The sequence below is a fragment of the Ectobacillus soli genome, assembly GCF_042610425.1.
Taxonomy (GTDB): Bacteria; Bacillota; Bacilli; order Bacillales; family Bacillaceae_G; genus Ectobacillus.
Genome location: NZ_JBGJZM010000001.1, coordinates 1,339,521 through 1,356,813, shown reverse-complemented (window position 1 = coordinate 1,356,813; position 17,293 = coordinate 1,339,521). Strand labels below are relative to the sequence as shown.

Here is a 17,293-nt window from a genome sequence, read left to right as displayed (position 1 = left end):
AGTAATAATTTATAGGAAAAGGGGTCTTCTAGTATGAAAAAAGATCGTCTTGCAAAAACAGATTTATCAAAAAAAATTGAATCCAAGCAAAAATATAATAAGAAACTTGAAAAATATCAAATGCGTTTACTAGCACTGCAACAGATTTTGCGGAAAGAAAAAATAGCTGTCATCATTGCTATGGAAGGATGGGATGCTGCGGGAAAGGGCGGCGCAATCAAACGAATTACCGAGCATCTTGATCCACGAGGAACACAAGTAATTCCAATCGGTGCACCTGCTCCCCATGAACAACGCTATCATTATTTACAACGATTTTGGCGTAAAATCCCCCAATATGGTCAGATTACCATTTTCGATCGTTCTTGGTATGGTCGTGTTCTAGTTGAACGGGTGGAAGGATTCGCCACAAAAGAAGAATGGAAAAGAGCCTATGATGAAATCAATGAATTTGAAAAGCTACTAACAGATGATCATTACATTGTAGCAAAATTTTTCTTTCATATTAGCCAAGATGTACAGTTAACAAGATTTAAAGAACGGGAACAAAATCCTCTTAAACAATGGAAAATTACAGAAGAAGATTGGCGTAATCGCGATAAGTGGGAAGAATATGTCGAAGCATCAGAGGATATGTTTGAACAAACAGATAAACCGAATGCCATGTGGAATGTCATTCCAAGTAATGATAAAATGTATGCGCGTTTAAAAACCTTAAAAACCCTTATTGTTTTAATTGAAGACTATTTCTCTGAGCATAATATTGAACTTCCAACGTACTATCAAGATATGAATGATTCGAAACAAGAGGAAACGGAACAAGTGCAGGAAGTAAGCGCTGAAATGTAATTGATGGAGACCAAGAACGAACATGAAGGAATCATTCATGTTCGTTTCTAATTTTTATGAATACATTTTGTGCATGCAAAGAGGACAATGAATTAGTAAAGAACTTAATGATAAATTTCACATACCGTATTTGTAATATATTAATAAAACTCAACATTCATTACCAACTAGCATAATAGGAAGTTTTTATCTAGAAATCATATAAGATTCATTTTCTGCCCGGAAGCAGAAGTTATGATTACATACAAATCCATTCTGTCTGCTCACAATAAATGGTAGAATACATAAGAAACGTATTTTAATGTTAAGGAAAAAGCAGAGGTGCAGGGCATGGGCTATATTATGGATTTACGAGAGAAGCTTGGAAGTCGACCGATTATTATGACAGCAGCTTGTGTCATCATTTTGGATGAAGAAAGAAGGCTTTTGCTGCAGCATCGAACCGATAACGACTGTTGGGGTTTGCCTGGTGGGGCGATGGAGCTAGGCGAACGCACAGAAGAAACGGCAAAGCGAGAGTTGTTAGAAGAAACAGGGTTAATAGCAGACAAGTTAGAATTATTTGATGTTTTTTCAGGCCCTGAGTTGTACTATCAATATCCGAACGGGGATGAAGTTTATGTAGTAGCCGCAGCTTACTTCTGTCATGACTATCACGGCATTATGCAACCAGATGAAGACGAAACGAGTGAACTACAATTTTTTCACCTAAATGATCTTCCTGACCACATACAACCTCCGGATGTTACTATTCTTTCTGCATTAGAAAAAAAGATAAAGGCACATCTAATATAAGTACATATATATCCGTAGTGTTATTGATTACCTAGTACGATGGAATGAAAAGGTATTTTTCTCTTGATTTTTTGAGGGGAATACCTTTTTTTAGTGATGCCCATCGGTAAAAACCAAGTTATCAGATATTAAATGTGTTTTGCACAAGAATGCCTGTGCCTTGTCGGTATTTGTATATAAAAAGAAGGAAAAGCGGAGTTGTCTTTCTGACCTTTCGCGTATATATATGAAAGAGAATGGTTTAGTCAGTGAAAAGTGAAAGAAAACTCCATACATAAGGAGGAGATTAACGTATGAATCGATGGAAGTTTGTAGTATGCATCTTGTTCTTCTTACTCGTGCCACAGCATGCCTTTGCTATAAGTGATGACCCAACAACTATTGTTAAAAATGTAGCAAATGGAATTATAAATTTTTTCATGATTATTGCGCCTTCCATTGGTACAGCTGCTATTATGGCATTTGGTGTAATGTATAGCTTAACCAATTCCTCAGGGAAAAAGAGTGAGTATAAAAGTAGCATGAAGGATACATTTATCGTCGTTGCTATTGTTATGTGTGCAGGTGTTTTAATGAAATGGTTCCTAGGATTACTTGGGTAAATGATGGATCAAAAACAAGAATATACGATTCCTGAAAATGTGAATGGTGACTTTGAGATTATGCAGCATGTTACGCTCAAGGATTCCCTGTGTTTTATACCGGCCCTGCTCCTGATCATTCCCATAATTCTTATGCCAATTTCCATCTATATAAAAGTTCCTTTTGTTACGATTATAGTCATTATATCGTGCGTGTTCGTATATGTAAGACCAGTCCGTGAAAACATCCCGTTTTGGCGACATGCGAATGAGCTGATTCGTTATTACTATAGGCAGCGTCTGTATTACTACCGAAAGGAGGAAATCTATGAAGAGCAGGAAGAAGAGTGGGGAGCGGAAGAAGCTACTGCAACAACAAATGAGCGTGCAACATTTCATACCAGTAAGGGCTCTTGATGCGGGCATTATCGTGACCGATGATTTTCGCCTCGTTCAATTGCTACGCATTTCATCTTTTAATCTGGATCTCATGAGCTACCGAGAATTAAATGAGACGCTAGAAAAATATGAAATGTTTTTGCGAAGCATTTCCTTTCCGATTCAAACGACGATTATGTCACAGCCAGTTGATTTAGGAAGCTATGTGAGAAAACTAAAGAATAAGCAGGATCGTACTTCATCCATGAAACAAAAGTTGTTACACGGCTATATGGAATATGCAAAGGGAATTGAAACGAGTACTACGATGATTCAGCGGCAGCGCTATCTTATCCTAGAGGAACGAATTACCGGAACGACAAAGCAGGCGTATGAAGAGAGTATGCTTATATTGGAGCAGAAGAAAAAACATGTAAAAAATGGATTAGAAGAAATCGGGCTATCAGTGCAAGAAGCAAATGATAGGGACGTAGCTCGTTATCTACATACTCTATATGACTATATTAGTTCTCAGTATCGGCCAATTGTAGATGCACAAATGTATCCGTTTACGATGGGAGTGAGACTCCATGAAGCAAATAGGGAGTAAGAAGCATGTATCAGAACTTGAACAATATGTAGGAAATTCGAATGCTTTGAAGAATAAGCTTGCTCCTGACTTTATTGAAGAACATCGTGATTTTCTTCAATTGGGATCAAATGTTGCTCGTACTCTATTAGTCGTGGATTATCCGAATACTGTTAGAGGAAACTGGCTCACGAAGCTCTATCGTTTTTCTGGCAATATGAATGTGAGTACACATTTAGTACCGGTTGCGAGTGATAAAATGGTTCGGCATTTGAACCAGTCCATTGAAGAATATGAAGCAAGGTTGAACCAATCGTTATCCCCTATGAGGCGAAAGGAGATCGAACGAAAGAAAAAAAGTGCAGATCATATGCTCGACGTTCTGCTTGGTCATAATCATAAAACCATCTTTCTTGTTTATACGTATATTCATTTACAGGCAAACAGTATAGATGATTTAAACCGATTAACAGAAAGGCTTCAATCGATTATTTGGCAAATCGGACTGTCGATCGTACCGGCACGAGATAATATGGCAGAAGCATTGCAAAGTGTACTTCCACTTTGCAAGATTACCCTTCCTCACTATACATATCAAAATATGCATACATCGGCAGCCTCGTCCTTAATTCCCTTTGATGAAAGTGAACTGTTTATGAAAAGCGGCATTATAATGGGTCAAAATCTACATACGGATAATCTTGTCCTCGTTGATATGAACGATAAAAAGCGATTTCCCTCTCGAAATATGCTTATTCTTGGTACAACAGGAATGGGGAAGAGCTTTTTTATGCAAAAGCATTTCTTGCGGCAATGGGTACTAGAGAGCAATGATACACGCTTTTTTATTGTAGATCCGGAACGGGAATTTGCTCGTCTCGTTGCCAAAATTGGCGGTCAAGTGATTCGCATTAGTAATAATACAGAGCATGTCATTAATCCGTTTCATATCTTACATGATGTTACTGATGATGACATTAGAGGTAGTGTTCTATTTTTAAAAATGCAACGTCTTAAGATTTTTTTTCGGCTTATCTATCCCACAATGACCGTATTAGAGAGTGCCCTGCTTGAGAGAGCACTATTTGCAGTGTATAAACAGCACGGTATTACGGAGGTAACAGTATTTGCAAACCGAAAGGCGGAGGCCTTTCCAACATTACTTGATTTATATCATTATATTAATCAAGAAGAATTTGAAAACTTGCGAGAATTTCGTGAAATATTACGTATGTATACAGAAGGAACGAATGCAAAGCTCTTTAATGGTACGACAAATGTTAATTTGCACAATGCTATTATTTGCTTTGATATTAAAGACCTACAGCAGGACGGAGATAGTCAACCGGTTGCGATGTTTAATATCCTTTCCTTTTTATGGGAGGAGATTACTCGCGATACGATTACACCTAAAAAATTGTATGTGGATGAAGCTCATCTTTTGATGAGAAGTGCAAAAAGTGCCTTATTTTTACTAGATGTATACAAACGAATTCGAAAATATGGGGGAGATGCAATCGTTGCTACGCAGCAACCTATTGATTTTTTAGGTGCAGTGGAGGGCGGGCATAATGTCGGGAAGGCCATTATAAATAATAGTATTAGCATGCTCCTTCTTGGCTTACAGGATAATGATATTCGCGACTTGAAAGAATATGATGTGCTTCGTCTGTCTGAGGAGGAAGAGACAATTATTAGCAGACGCAAACAAGGGGAAGGTATCTATGTTGCTGGTCATTCTCGCGTATATATGAGGGTAGATGTTACGCCAGAAGAGCTACAGCTTATTGATCCGCGGCAATACAGGGAGCTTTACGAGGGATCAAACTAGTATGTACGGCACAGCAGTAGTTCGACTTTGGAAAGTCCTTCTTATGATTTTCTTTTTTCTATGCCTTCTCGTCTTTCTGTTGTTTTTCCCTAGCACCTTGCCGCCAAAAGAAAAGGGAACCCTATCTAATGAAGTGTTGATGTGGGAACCGATCGTCCGTGAACTAGCTATGAAAGAGCAACTAGGGGAAGAACAACTTCCCATCTTACTTGCCATTATGATGCAAGAAAGCGGTGGCAAGTTAAATGATATCATGCAGAGCAGTGAATCGGCTGGGTTACAGGTAGGAGCGATTACGGATCCGGTTGCGAGTATTCGGCAAGGAATCAAGCATTGGAAGCAAATGCTTACGTTAGCTAGAAATCTAGGAATTACCGATACCGAAACGATTGTACAAAGCTATAATTATGGCCCAGGCTGGTTGTACTTCATTAAAGAGCATGGCGGCATCGGTACAGAAGAGCTCCGTAAAACCTTCTCCTTATCCCATGCGAGAAATGCCAGTTGTGGATGGCGGAGTCCCTACTGCTATGGGGATTATACATACGGGGTAAAAGTATTGAAATATGCTGCGAGTACGAACAAAAATGAAAATGTATCGTCTCAAGTAGAAACGATTATAACGGAGGCTCGTAAATTTGAAGGTTGGCCCTACGTATGGGGCGGAGATTCTCCAAATACAAGCTTTGATTGTAGCGGTCTTATGACATGGATTTATGCGAAGGTCGGTATTCAACTGCCGCGAACAGCAGAGGAACAATATTATTACTCGTCACGAATAAGTGATGCAGAGTTGAAACCGGGTGATTTAGTGTTTTTTACAGGGACGAGTGATCATGCATTTATTAGTCATGTGGGTGTATATGTGGGAAATGGAAAAATGTATAATAGCAACTCGTCAGGGGTTGGATATAGCAATCTAACAGACCCAATATGGAAAAGTAAAATATATGGTTATGGGCGTGTTCTCCGAGGAGGAACGAAATGAAAATCATAAAGTGGGCTATTCTATTGTTCATTCTTATATTGGTATTTCTTTGGATCCTTTATTTTTATTTGCAGCGCCAGGCAGTTATACCCAAATCAATTCGGCTACCAGTAACAGTAGAAAAAAATAATGTGGAAGCTGTAAGCAAGCAAGCTTCCTGGGAAGAGACCGTTGTTGCATTTTGCAAGGCTTTATATGATGGCGGTGATATTTCGCCGTATGCGACTGAACGAGTAAAGGCAACAGTTATTCCTCCTGGTGAAAATACGAGTAAAACAACCGTCAAGATTCAAACGAAAATAGATGGCATTAGAGTCTACTCACGAAATGTTACCGATGACAGTGCCGAAAGTATTGTAGCCATTACCCGATCTGTTTCGGTTCAGTCTGCTAGTACCACCCAAACGGACTACATTCTCCTTCAGTTACACAAGCAAGATGTTTGGCGAATCCAAGACATCACGTTTTTAACAAATGTGCCTAGTCAGTAAGGGGGAAGTTGATGTTCAAAAGCCCAATTGAATATGTGAATGAGCTCATTCATGGTCTAATGAGTGATATTGCCAATGCTGCCTTTAGCTGGCTTTCTATCTATTTGTTTGCACCGACAGATTTAACGCGCTATCCCTATGTATCCGAGGCATATCATATAGTCCTTATGATTTCGGTAACGATTGGCGGCGTATTTTTCGTATTTAATCTGATTAAGATTCTTGTTGATAAAGTGGGCGGCTATAGTCAGCGTGGCTATCAAGAGGTAATTGTAAAAACATTTCTTGGAGGAACAGTAGCGATGCTTGCACCTTTCCTATTAAAAGACGTATTTCTACCAATCAATAACGCAATTGTAGAAATCTTTCTAAATAAAGGAATTCGAGTAGAAACGTTCTCGAAATTTGTTACCATTCCTGGGGCGGGAGCAACGTCTTTGTTACTTGCAGGGTTATGTATGGCAATCATTTTTCTCTTACTTGCTATTCAATATGTGATTCGAACGGTAGAACTACTTATATTATTTATTATGAGTCCACTTGCTGCATGGTCACTTGTAAATGAAGAAATGAATATATGGAGCATTTGGTGGCGAGAAACAATTGCGACTGTATTTACACAAAGCTTACAAATTATGATTATATGGATATCGTTTAATAGTATGGGCGATGCGAATACACTACAAGATTTTGTTATTGGATTCGGATTTATGATATTTTGCCTAACTGGGCCTAGTTTTCTACGAAGATTTCTCTATAGCACAGGGGCAGGGAGAAAAGCTGCAAACGCAGTCGGTAGTACTGGGAAAACGATTATTTTGAGGTATGTTACAACTAAGCTTATGAAGTAATTACATATTTGATTTCAAAGGGGAGTGAGAAAATATTCATAATGTGTGAAGCTACAAAATGTTTATGCTTGTATTTTTTGCAAGACTGGACTTTTCTATTGTGGACGAGCAAGTTTGACGGTTATGTGGAAGATTTCTATTTTCACAATGCCCTTTCACGCATTCTTACATAAGTATTAATATTTTATGAAATTTTATTATTTTTCACCCATTTGTAGTGTAAAAGTTGTATCATTTTTTTAATACAATTTAAAGAAATGTTTTGTATGATAGACATATGCACCAGAATGAAGAGGTCGAAGGGAGATGACCTACATGTTAACAATGCTAAAAAAGGCGCTCGTTGTCATTATTACGGTTTGTACGTTTGGCATTGTTACGCCGCCAGCTGTTTTATTAGATCCAGCAAAGACGGATAAATCCAAAGTAAATGTAGAACAAGCACCGCAAGCTCTAGTAGAAGAAAAGGCTGATGAACTTTCAGCTGCGTCATTCGTGACTTATGTAGTCTCCGAAGCAGATAGACAATCAAAAGAAAAATTCGGATCAAAAATCAGCCCTGTAATTGCTACAAAATTTGATGAAACGATATTACCAAAAGTGACTGATACAATCACAACGTTTGCAGAGAGCCAATCTCCACAATCTTTTTCCTATTTAGCAGTATCGCAATATCCTAAGGGCGGGGAAAATGAAAAAATTATGCATATTTACGATTCGCGTACAAACGAAGATCTATTACGATTTCACGTAAGACGGGATCATCCACCTAAAGATGGTTATTATTTCGATTTTCATTACCATATAGCAAATGATAATTTTATTGCCCATCACGAGTTGGGAAAAATATACTGGGGTAAAAATCAACCTCCACAATGGTTATCTTAGAAGGAAAGAGGATATCTCTTTCCTTTTATTTTGTAAGTTTATGTTGTAAAGTAGAACAAGCAAGTTGCAATTGAGGAGGATTCTACAAATGAAACAATATTTACAACTCATGCAGGATATTTTAGATAATGGGGCATTGAAGGGCGATCGAACTGGTACAGGAACGATTTCGTTATTTGCTAAACAAATGAGATTTGATTTGTCTGAGGGGTTTCCGGTCGTTACAACGAAGAAATTACATCTTCGTTCTATTATCTATGAACTTCTTTGGTTTTTAACAGGTGATACCAACATCTCCTATTTAAAAGAAAATGGTGTTTCGATTTGGGATGAGTGGGCCGATGAAGAAGGAAATCTTGGACCTGTCTATGGTAAACAATGGCGTGCATGGGAAACAAAGGATGGGAAAGTTATCGATCAAATTTCCGAAGTCATTCAACAAATTAAAACGAATCCGAATTCCAGACGTTTACTTGTAAGTGCATGGAATGTGGGTGAGATTGATAAGATGGCGTTGCCACCCTGTCATTATTCGTTTCAATTCTACGTTGTGGATGGGAAACTTTCTTGTATGCTAAATCAACGTTCAGCGGACTTTTTTCTAGGGGTTCCGTTTAATATTGCAAGTTATGCATTGTTGACACATATGATTGCGCAGCAATGTGATCTTGAAGTAGGGGAATTTATTTGGTCGGGCGGAGATGTACATTTATATACAAATCACATCGAACAAGCCAAGCTGCAGCTTACTCGTACCCCATACCCTTTACCAAAATTGGTTATTAAGAGAAAGCCATCCTCTATCTTGGATTATACGTATGAAGATTTTGAATTGGTAGGTTATGAATCACATCCACATATTAAAGCAAAAGTATCGGTATAAATCAAACAGCCAAAGCATTGCTTTGGCTGTTTGATTTATACGTTTTTTGCTTTTCGTTGTAGCACACAAAAAGTATGTGGATACTTATTTTTTTCATCCATGATACCTTCTTCTTGTGATACAAGATCCCATTCCTCACTGTTATAGGTCGGAAAATACGTATCGCCTTCAAAAGAATGATGAATAAATGTTATGTACATTTTTGAAACTAACGGGAAAAATTGCTTGTAAATTTCAGCCCCTCCAAATATAAATACCTCTCTTGTATCATGTTGAAAGGCTGTAACAACTTCATCCACGGAATGCATAACAACACATCCTGAAATGGACACATTCAGGTCTCTAGTTAATACAACATTTAGTCGATTGGGAAGTGGCTTTCCTATTGACTCAAAATTTTTTCTTCCCAGTACAATAATATTGGAAGTAGTTAGCGCTTTAACCTTTTTTAAGTCATTTGATAAATGCCACGGTAATGTATTATTTTTACCGATAATTCGATTTTCATCCATTGCTACAAGTAAAGAAAACATATAGTAATAAGCTCCTTTGAACAAAATAATCATATTCTTCCCAAGTATACATGAAAAAAGGAAAAAAACGAAAGAGGAAGCATAATAAGTTTAAACTTCCTTCTTTCGTTTATAGTAGCAGTCTTTATGTGAATGAATAATCATTTAGGGTTTCTGTGATAAACGACATTATTGCGTTAAGATTTTCACTTGAACGTTACGAACCCCCCACTGATTCATTCGTTCTTTATCATTCATAAATATATCGATATGATTCCCTTGAATCGCACTGCCCGTATCAATTGCTTTTGCAAAGCCATATCCTTCGACCCATACTGAACTTCCAAGTGGAATAATATCTGGATCTACCGCAATTACCTTTGCATTTGGATTATCTGTTAAACTATAACCAGTTTTCGTTAATACTTTTCCTTGGTATGTACCGCCGTTTTCAGCAGGATCGGCTGAATAAGCAGTTGCCTTAACGGTAACAGTACGAGCGGTAACAGAGTCGTCACGAGAGGAAAATGAGATTCCCGCTTGTTCTAATTTATGCTCTGCATCTTGTAGCTGCTGCGAGGTTTGCTTGATTTCAGAATCCTTATCCTGAACGGTATGCTGTAGCTGATCTTTTTGCTGGGTTAAATCCTGTATCCTTCGTTCTAAATCTTCGTTTTTTTGTTGTAATTCGTTTTGTACTTCTTGGTGCTGTTGCTTTGCTCCTTCGTATTGACTTTGTACGGTCGCTGTTGCCCCTCCAAAACCTACGGCAATTATAAGAGTAGGAACTATTCGTATCGACAAAAATCGTTTTATACTCAGCAATAGCATCACCTTTCACATGGAATTTATTACCTTAGTGTATATTAAGGATATGGGATGTAATAGAGGCTAGCAAGTAAAGTAATTGAAATGTTAAGGGAATGTTAATTGAGTCATGAGGATGTAATAAAACTGATTCTTTAGATGTTGAAGATGATAGGAAGTTGTCGAATGAAAGATGTAAATTATTAGGTAGGTATGTTTAATGTTACAAATGCTAAAAATATGGGGGACAAGATGTTATAGTTGACAATCATTTTTCATTTTTATATACTAGCTAACGTAATGTAAGTAGATTATTTTTTACTTATATTTCTTAAATTTAAGATAATTTTTAATTGTAAAAAGGAGCAAACAACATGGCAAAATTACTTTATATTACTGCAAATCCAAATCCTGCAACTATCTCTTATGGTAAGGCTGTTGGCGAAGAATTTATCAAAGCATATAAAGAAGCAAACCCTAGTGATGAAGTTGTAACTGTTGATTTATTTGCAACAAATGTACCTTTGATTGATGGTGATGTATTAGCTGCATGGGGCAAATTAGGTGCAGGTACTGCATTTGAAGAACTTAGTGCTCTTCAACAAGAAAAAGTTGGAGCAATGACTGCAAATCTTGAACAATTTAAGAGTGCAGATCGTTATGTATTTGTAACACCAATGTGGAACTTTAGCTATCCACCAGTTGTGAAAGCTTACATTGATAACCTTTCTATCGCTGGACAAACATTTAAATACACTGCAAACGGTCCTGTAGGATTACTAGAAGGTAAAAAAGCCCTTCATATTCAAGCTACAGGCGGCATATATTCAGAAGGCCCTGCAGTTGGCTATGACTTAGGACGTAACCACTTAAAAGCAGTGTTAGGCTTTATGGGTGTTACAGATGTTGAATATCTAGCTGTAGAAGGTATGGCTGCAAATGCTGATAAAGCACAAGAAATTAAAGCGCAAGCTATTGAAGAAGCAAAAAAATTAGCAAAAAACTGGTAAACACATAATGCTTTAAACGGCATAAATCATGAGCCAATATAACTCCAAAGTGATCAATTGGAGAAGCCAGGCTAACATAACGATACATTACAACCCTTTACAGAGGATGGTAGGTAAGAAGGTAGAAAACTTTCTTACCTACCATCCTCATTTTGATTTTTTCTTCTTTTTCCAAGGAGAGTCTTGTATAATATAACTCGAATGTATGAAATTTGGGGGTTTATTATGATTCGTACTATATTTGCTGTTATAGGAATAATTTTTCTTGTTTTAAAGACCATACCGAGTTTGGTTCGTTTTAAGAAGCTACCAGATACTCTTTCTACAGAAGAGAGAGATCGAGTCATTCATCAAACACCGAATTGGTTTGGACAAGGAATGATACAAATAACGGGTTCAAAGGTAGATGTGAAGGGGCTTGAACGCATTCCCAAACATCAAGCTGTTCTTTTTGTAAGCAATCACCAGAGTAACTTCGATATTCCGCTTTTAATGGGGTATTTACAAACTCCACTTGGATTTATTTCGAAAGCAGAGATGCAGAAGTTACCTATCGTGAAAGACTGGATGACGCTTATGAATAGTGTATTTATGGATCGAAGTAATCGAAGACAGTCGTTACAAGCAATCAAGGATGGTATTCAAAATTTGAAAGCTGGACATTCTCTTGTTATTTTTCCGGAAGGAACAAGAAGTAAGGGGAAAGATATGGGGGAATTCAAGGCTGGTAGTTTTCACTTGGCCGTAAAATCGGGTGTACCAGTTGTGCCGATTACAATTAATGGAACATACAACATTTTAGAAGCAAACAACAATCGGGTACAGCCTGCCGACATTACGTTAACGGTTCATGAACCGATTTATGCAAAGCAATATCAGGACATGGATATGAATGAATTAGCACGCTATTGTCGTGAAATTATCGAATCTAACAAATAAAAACGTTTAGAAACAAGCTAGTCCGTAGGACTAGCTTGTTTCTATTTTTCCTGCATTTATAATAAATAAATCAAAACGGCAAAGAAATGAGCGATTGTCCCTAATAGTACGAATATATGCCAAACCATATGATGGTATTTAAATCCTCTCCAAACATAAAAAACGGCTCCTATACTGTACAGCAATCCACCGATGACAAGTAAATTAATTCCACCTTGAGAAATGGATTGCGTAAGTGGCTTCCAAACCAGTACGATTAACCAGCCAAGAATCAAATACAGAATCGTAGAAATGTGGAGAAATTTGTTGACAAAGAATGCTTTAAAAACGGTTCCGCCAATTGCTGCTCCCCAAACAATTCCGAATAATGTCCATCCAAGTGTCCCTTTAACTGCAAGAAATAGAAACGGTGTATAAGTTCCTGCAATAAAAAAATAGATGGATGAGTGGTCCAAAATTTCAAAGACATGCTTCGCTTTTCCAGCGGGTAAGGCATGAACGAAGGTTGAAGAAGTGTAAAGCAGCACCATCGTAGAGCCAAATAAAGTAAAGCTTACGACATGCCATACTGTACCGTGAAGTGAGGCTGCCACGATTAAGATGACGAGTGCAGCAATACTTAGTAAAGCGCCCAAACCGTGAGTAATCGCATTTGCAATTTCCTCTTCTTTAGAGAAAATGTGTGTACTTGCCATATTTCTTCGTTCCTTTCCTTTGCGTAAGGTTATCTCTATTTTATCATGATATTTATAGAAAATGATTTTTCCTTCTGAACATGATACGATTTTAAATTATAGATGATATATAGAAAAGAGTGATACACATGCTAACGTTAATAAAAAACGGGGAAGTGTATGCCCCGCATTACATCGGGAAAAAGGATATCTTACTTACTCACGATAAAATTGGCTACATACGTGATTCAATTGCAATTCCATCTCAGTTTGTAGATGTGGAAGTGATTGATGCAACTGGTCTATACGTCGTACCAGGATTTATTGATGCTCATGTTCATATCATTGGTGGAGGAGGAGAAGGTGGATTTAAAACGAGAACGCCCGAACTAAATCTTACAGATGCTACGCAAGCTGGTATTACAACAGTTGTTGGAGTGCTTGGTACGGATGGAACCACAAGACGTATGGAAAGCCTGCTTGCCAAGGCCCGTGCGTTAGAGGAAGAAGGAATCACTGTATTTATACATACTGGTTCGTATCAATTACCACTGCAAACCATAATGAATAGTGTTCAGGAGGATATTATTCTAATTGACAAAATTATTGGTGTAGGCGAGGTAGCTATTGCAGATCACCGTTCGTCTCAGCCTTCATTTGAAGAACTCGTTAAGGTTTCTGCAGCTGCAAGAAATGGAGGTATCTTATCTGGAAAAGCAGGCATATTGGAAATACATGTAGGAGACGGAGACGACCAATTATCATTACTAAAGCGGATTATCGAAGAAACGTCCATTCCAATACGACAATTCCATCCAACTCATATAAATCGTAATCCTGATTTATTTCAGGCAGGTATAAATTTTGCGAAAAGCGGTGGTTACGTAGATTTCACGACAAGTACAATTCCTCAATTTTTAGAAGAAGGGGAAGTGAAATGTTCTGTGGCACTCCGCCTTATGCTAGAAGAAGGAGTGCCTATTGGCTGTATTACTTTTTCATCTGATGGGCAAGCAAGTTTGCCCGCGTTTAATGAAGAGGGGGAATTAACAGGCTTACAAGTAGGACGTGTTTCTTCCTTGTTTCAGTCTGTTCGAGAGGCTATTTTAGAAGAGCACATCCCAATAGAAGTGGCATTGCAACCAATTACGTTAAACCCTGCTCGTGTTCTAAAACTTTCAAATAAAGGACATATTCACGAAGGAAAGGACGCCGATCTTGTACTCCTTCGTCGCAGTGATTTAACGATTCATTCTGTCATAGCTAAAGGAAAGACAATGATTAAGGAGGGGGAAATGATTGTCAAAGGAACCTTTGACAAATAAGTAAACGTATACAATCTAGATGGAAGAACGTAACGATGAGGAGTGAATTTCTTATCTCAACTAGTAGATGCAACTTGTCTTATATGACAAATATCATATTGAAAGCAGAATGATTATTAGTATAATAACTAGGAGAGTGTTAGAGAAAGGAACGAAAAACACTATGACAAACATTAAAATTGTGACAGATTCCACGATAGATATATCACAAGAAGAATTAATGCAGTACGGAGTTCATGTTATTCCTCTATCTATTTGTATTGATGGAGTAACATTTTTAGATCGTGTTGACATTTCACCAGAAGAATTCTTAGAAAAAATGAAAGCTGCTAACGAACTTCCAAAAACATCTCAGCCAGCTGTTGGATCATTTGTAGAAATGTACGACAAACTCGGAGAAGATGGCAGTGAAGTCCTCTCTATACATATGACAGGCGGAATGAGCGGAACAGTCAGTACAGCAAGGGCAGCTGCAACCATGACGAATACAAAAGTTACAGTTGTTGATTCTATGTTTATTTCACATGCACTTGGATATCAAGTCCTAGAAGCAGCTAAGCTCGCAAAAGAAAATTATCCAATGGAGGATATCTTAAAGCGTGTAGAAGAAGTAAGAAAGAATTCTAACTTATATGTTGTAGTTGATACACTCGAAAATCTTGTTAAGGGTGGTCGAATCGGTCGCGGCAAAGCGCTAATAGGTTCTCTTCTCAATATTAAGCCAATTGCAAGTTTAGCGGACGGAGTTTATACACCTGTCGCTAAAGTAAGAAGTTACGGACAAGTAGTTAAGACGTTAGCTAACCTTTTTGCTGAAGAGACAAAAGGAAAAACAATTAAGGCAGTAAGTGTTCCGCAAGCAAATGCCATTCCTCTTGCTACAGCGGTAAAGGACGCTATTATGAAAATTAGTGGATTTACAGATACAAAAATATGTTATACAGGGCCGGCAATTACTACTCATACGGGAGCCGGTGCAATCGGATTTATGTTTTTTGCTGAATAAGGTTTGAACACAACTGTATAGAAATAAAAGGTAAAGGGAGTGGATAACTCCTTTACCTTTTATTTTTATCTAAATAATTCCATGTATTAATGAATAAAATAGCAGATAATGAGAGAAACTACGGCAAGTGCGCTCATGAAGAACCGCCGCTTTAAGTAAGATGGTAATGTGCGTAACATAAAACGTCCTCCTAAACATTTACTTACTTTATATAATGTTCAGAAGTACGTGGTTGTTATACAGTAATTACTTTATTTTCGATAATTTTCTCATAGAGCATATATTGTAGATGTGCAAGATGTAACGTACCACCTAGTAGTAATACATGGAAAGATTCTGGATTAAGATTTCGCTTTGCCCAATCGGCCCGAAGGCGTTCCAATGCTTCATAAGGTGTTTCAGTTGTAAGAGGATAAGAACCGTAATGCATAGGAATAAAGTGCTTTGCTTTGCAATCGATAAAGGCTTGCACAGAATCCTCAGGTGACATGTGAACAGCTTTCATAAACCACTCTGGTTCATAGGCCCCAATAGGCAACAGAGCATACTGAATGGAAAATCGTTCTCCAATTTCTTTAAATCCTCGGAAATAGCCACTATCACCAGAAAAATAAATACTATCCTTCGATTTATCATCTTGAATGACCCAACCGCCCCAATGTGATCTATTTAAGTCAAATAGTGTTCGACGCGTCCAATGCTGCGCAGGAACAAAATGAAAGGAAATATTGTCATAGACTGTATGCTCCCACCAGTCAAACTCTTGTACGCGATCAAATCCCTTTTGGTGAAATAGTTTTTTTAAGCCAACAGGAACTAGATATTGAATGGTAGTTGGTAGCTTGCGTAACGTTGAAAAATCTAAATGATCGTAGTGTCCATGTGAAATGAGAACAATATCAATAGGCGGAAGATCTTCTATGTTGAGTCCAGGTTCAGTAAGACGACGGTACATTTTTAAATCTTTCGTCCAAATTGGGTCTGTTAAAATATTTAGACCATTTACTTGAATCAGGAATGTACAATGACCAATCCAAGTAATGGAGGATGTTGTTTTATTTCTGTTCAAGAATTCTATTTGCTTAATAGGTGACTGATCCATCTTAAATGGAAGATTCTTAAGCTTATTTTTTCCTTCCCTTTTCATTTGAAAGTACTGAGAAAGCGTTTTTGCAGTAATAATCCCATCCATATTTTCATATCGTATTCTTCCCACAAAATATCACCTCTACCGTTTTTGGTTTCATAATTATTGTATACAGCGAATGTTAGTGAAAGAAGCTGGAATCATTGACTCCATATTAAAAAAGTGTAAAATTACATTAATTATTCTTTACATTGAAATGGGGTGCCATAAATGAATAGAGAAGAAGCATGTATACTTGTTGCTAAGAAAATGAAACTTGTACGAATTGAAAATGGACATACCCAAGAGAAAATGGCACATATTCTAGGTATCTCCAAAAAAACATTGGTTCAAATTGAGAAGGAACGGTTGGTTCCCTCTTGGACAACGGTTGTAGCAATGTGTGCCTTATTTGCGGATAGTGAAATATTAGTTTCAGTATGTGGGGGACATCCACTTGAAATGGTAACCGTGCTTGCACGAGAATCGATTGTATATCGTAAAGATCGAACACTTGGAGGAAAAATTTGGTGGGAAGAGGTAGACCATCAAGGTCTATATCGGTTGCAGCAAAATATCATTAGCCGCCACTACCGCATTATAGATCAAGAAGATTATCGGTGGTTTAGTACATTTAATAAAGAAGAAGCATTGGCACAATTTGAAACATTCATCCATGCACCACAAAGATGAGATTTCACTAAATTGTCACAGCTTTATTTGGAAGCGTAGGAAAGGGTTTTCATTCACTTTCTTATTTTGTTACAATG

20 protein-coding genes are annotated in these 17,293 nt (G+C 37.6%); 16 read left to right on the top strand and 4 right to left on the bottom strand.

Annotated elements, in window-relative coordinates; genetic code table 11:
- Positions 1-33 precede the first annotated feature (33 nt).
- The 11 genes from ACAN53_RS07040 to thyA all read left to right on the top strand — a co-directional run bounded on the left by ACAN53_RS07040 (position 34) and on the right by thyA (position 9,124).
- The gene (locus ACAN53_RS07040; RefSeq protein WP_379968427.1) at positions 34-849 is read left to right on the top strand and encodes a polyphosphate kinase 2 family protein; all 816 of its coding nucleotides are present in this window, start codon (positions 34-36) and stop codon (positions 847-849) included.
- Between the two features lie 330 nt (positions 850-1,179).
- Positions 1,180-1,644 (top strand): NUDIX hydrolase, encoded by a 465-nt coding sequence (locus ACAN53_RS07035; protein WP_379968425.1) that lies wholly within the window; start codon positions 1,180-1,182, stop codon positions 1,642-1,644.
- A 293-nt stretch (positions 1,645-1,937) separates the two neighbouring features.
- Entirely contained in the window at positions 1,938-2,246 is a 309-nt protein-coding gene (locus tag ACAN53_RS07030; RefSeq protein ID WP_379968423.1) for a hypothetical protein, read from the top strand.
- Positions 2,247-2,642, top strand: coding sequence for a hypothetical protein (locus ACAN53_RS07025; RefSeq protein WP_379968421.1), 396 nt, complete (start codon positions 2,247-2,249; stop codon positions 2,640-2,642).
- Positions 2,554-3,213 (top strand): hypothetical protein, encoded by a 660-nt coding sequence (locus ACAN53_RS07020; RefSeq protein ID WP_379968419.1) that lies wholly within the window; start codon positions 2,554-2,556, stop codon positions 3,211-3,213. Before ACAN53_RS07025 ends, ACAN53_RS07020 begins: the two co-directional genes overlap by 89 nt.
- On the top strand, positions 3,194-5,023 hold the full coding sequence (locus ACAN53_RS07015; RefSeq protein ID WP_379968417.1) for a VirB4 family type IV secretion system protein: 1,830 nt from the start codon (positions 3,194-3,196) through the stop codon (positions 5,021-5,023). Before ACAN53_RS07020 ends, ACAN53_RS07015 begins: the two co-directional genes overlap by 20 nt.
- On the top strand, positions 4,953-6,011 hold the full coding sequence (locus tag ACAN53_RS07010; RefSeq protein ID WP_379968415.1) for a bifunctional lytic transglycosylase/C40 family peptidase: 1,059 nt from the start codon (positions 4,953-4,955) through the stop codon (positions 6,009-6,011). Before ACAN53_RS07015 ends, ACAN53_RS07010 begins: the two co-directional genes overlap by 71 nt.
- Positions 6,008-6,502 (top strand): hypothetical protein, encoded by a 495-nt coding sequence (locus tag ACAN53_RS07005; RefSeq protein WP_379968413.1) that lies wholly within the window; start codon positions 6,008-6,010, stop codon positions 6,500-6,502. Before ACAN53_RS07010 ends, ACAN53_RS07005 begins: the two co-directional genes overlap by 4 nt.
- 11 nt (positions 6,503-6,513) lie before the next feature.
- Positions 6,514-7,353, top strand: a complete 840-nt coding sequence (locus ACAN53_RS07000) for a conjugal transfer protein TrbL family protein (protein ID WP_379968411.1) — start codon at positions 6,514-6,516, stop codon at positions 7,351-7,353.
- A 315-nt stretch (positions 7,354-7,668) separates the two neighbouring features.
- Positions 7,669-8,241 carry a YpjP family protein gene (locus tag ACAN53_RS06995; protein ID WP_379968409.1) on the top strand — a complete coding sequence of 191 codons (573 nt, stop codon included), beginning with the start codon at positions 7,669-7,671 and terminating at the stop codon, positions 8,239-8,241.
- Positions 8,242-8,329: 88 nt separating this feature from the next.
- Positions 8,330-9,124, top strand: coding sequence for a thymidylate synthase (gene thyA / locus ACAN53_RS06990; protein WP_379968407.1), 795 nt, complete (start codon positions 8,330-8,332; stop codon positions 9,122-9,124).
- Between the two features lie 35 nt (positions 9,125-9,159).
- Here the strand turns inward: thyA and ACAN53_RS06985 are convergent, their stop codons facing one another.
- Complete coding sequence (locus ACAN53_RS06985) at positions 9,160-9,657, bottom strand: dihydrofolate reductase (protein WP_379968405.1); 498 nt, start codon at positions 9,655-9,657, stop codon at positions 9,160-9,162.
- 168 nt (positions 9,658-9,825) lie between these two features.
- Entirely contained in the window at positions 9,826-10,461 is a 636-nt protein-coding gene (locus ACAN53_RS06980) for a 3D domain-containing protein (protein ID WP_379968403.1), read from the bottom strand.
- Between the two features lie 356 nt (positions 10,462-10,817).
- Here ACAN53_RS06980 and ACAN53_RS06975 point away from each other — a divergent pair, with 356 nt between their 5' ends.
- Complete coding sequence (locus ACAN53_RS06975; protein WP_379968401.1) at positions 10,818-11,453, top strand: FMN-dependent NADH-azoreductase; 636 nt, start codon at positions 10,818-10,820, stop codon at positions 11,451-11,453.
- A gap of 225 nt (positions 11,454-11,678) precedes the next feature.
- On the top strand, positions 11,679-12,392 hold the full coding sequence (locus ACAN53_RS06970; protein ID WP_379968399.1) for a lysophospholipid acyltransferase family protein: 714 nt from the start codon (positions 11,679-11,681) through the stop codon (positions 12,390-12,392).
- Positions 12,393-12,448: 56 nt separating this feature from the next.
- Here the strand turns inward: ACAN53_RS06970 and trhA are convergent, their stop codons facing one another.
- Positions 12,449-13,087, bottom strand: coding sequence for a PAQR family membrane homeostasis protein TrhA (trhA, locus tag ACAN53_RS06965; RefSeq protein ID WP_379968397.1), 639 nt, complete (start codon positions 13,085-13,087; stop codon positions 12,449-12,451).
- Between the two features lie 128 nt (positions 13,088-13,215).
- Here trhA and iadA point away from each other — a divergent pair, with 128 nt between their 5' ends.
- Positions 13,216-14,391 carry a beta-aspartyl-peptidase gene (gene iadA / locus ACAN53_RS06960; RefSeq protein ID WP_379968395.1) on the top strand — a complete coding sequence of 392 codons (1,176 nt, stop codon included), beginning with the start codon at positions 13,216-13,218 and terminating at the stop codon, positions 14,389-14,391.
- Positions 14,392-14,554: 163 nt separating this feature from the next.
- Positions 14,555-15,397: a DegV family protein gene (locus ACAN53_RS06955; RefSeq protein ID WP_379968393.1), complete on the top strand. Its 843-nt coding sequence runs from the start codon at positions 14,555-14,557 to the stop codon at positions 15,395-15,397.
- A gap of 235 nt (positions 15,398-15,632) precedes the next feature.
- Here ACAN53_RS06955 and ACAN53_RS06950 read toward each other — a convergent pair whose 3' ends face one another.
- Complete coding sequence (locus tag ACAN53_RS06950; protein WP_379970273.1) at positions 15,633-16,589, bottom strand: MBL fold metallo-hydrolase; 957 nt, start codon at positions 16,587-16,589, stop codon at positions 15,633-15,635.
- Positions 16,590-16,754: 165 nt separating this feature from the next.
- On the opposite strand from ACAN53_RS06950, the gene ACAN53_RS06945 reads away from it, so the two are divergent.
- The gene (locus ACAN53_RS06945; RefSeq protein WP_379968391.1) at positions 16,755-17,216 is read left to right on the top strand and encodes a helix-turn-helix transcriptional regulator; all 462 of its coding nucleotides are present in this window, start codon (positions 16,755-16,757) and stop codon (positions 17,214-17,216) included.
- Positions 17,217-17,293 lie beyond the last annotated feature (77 nt).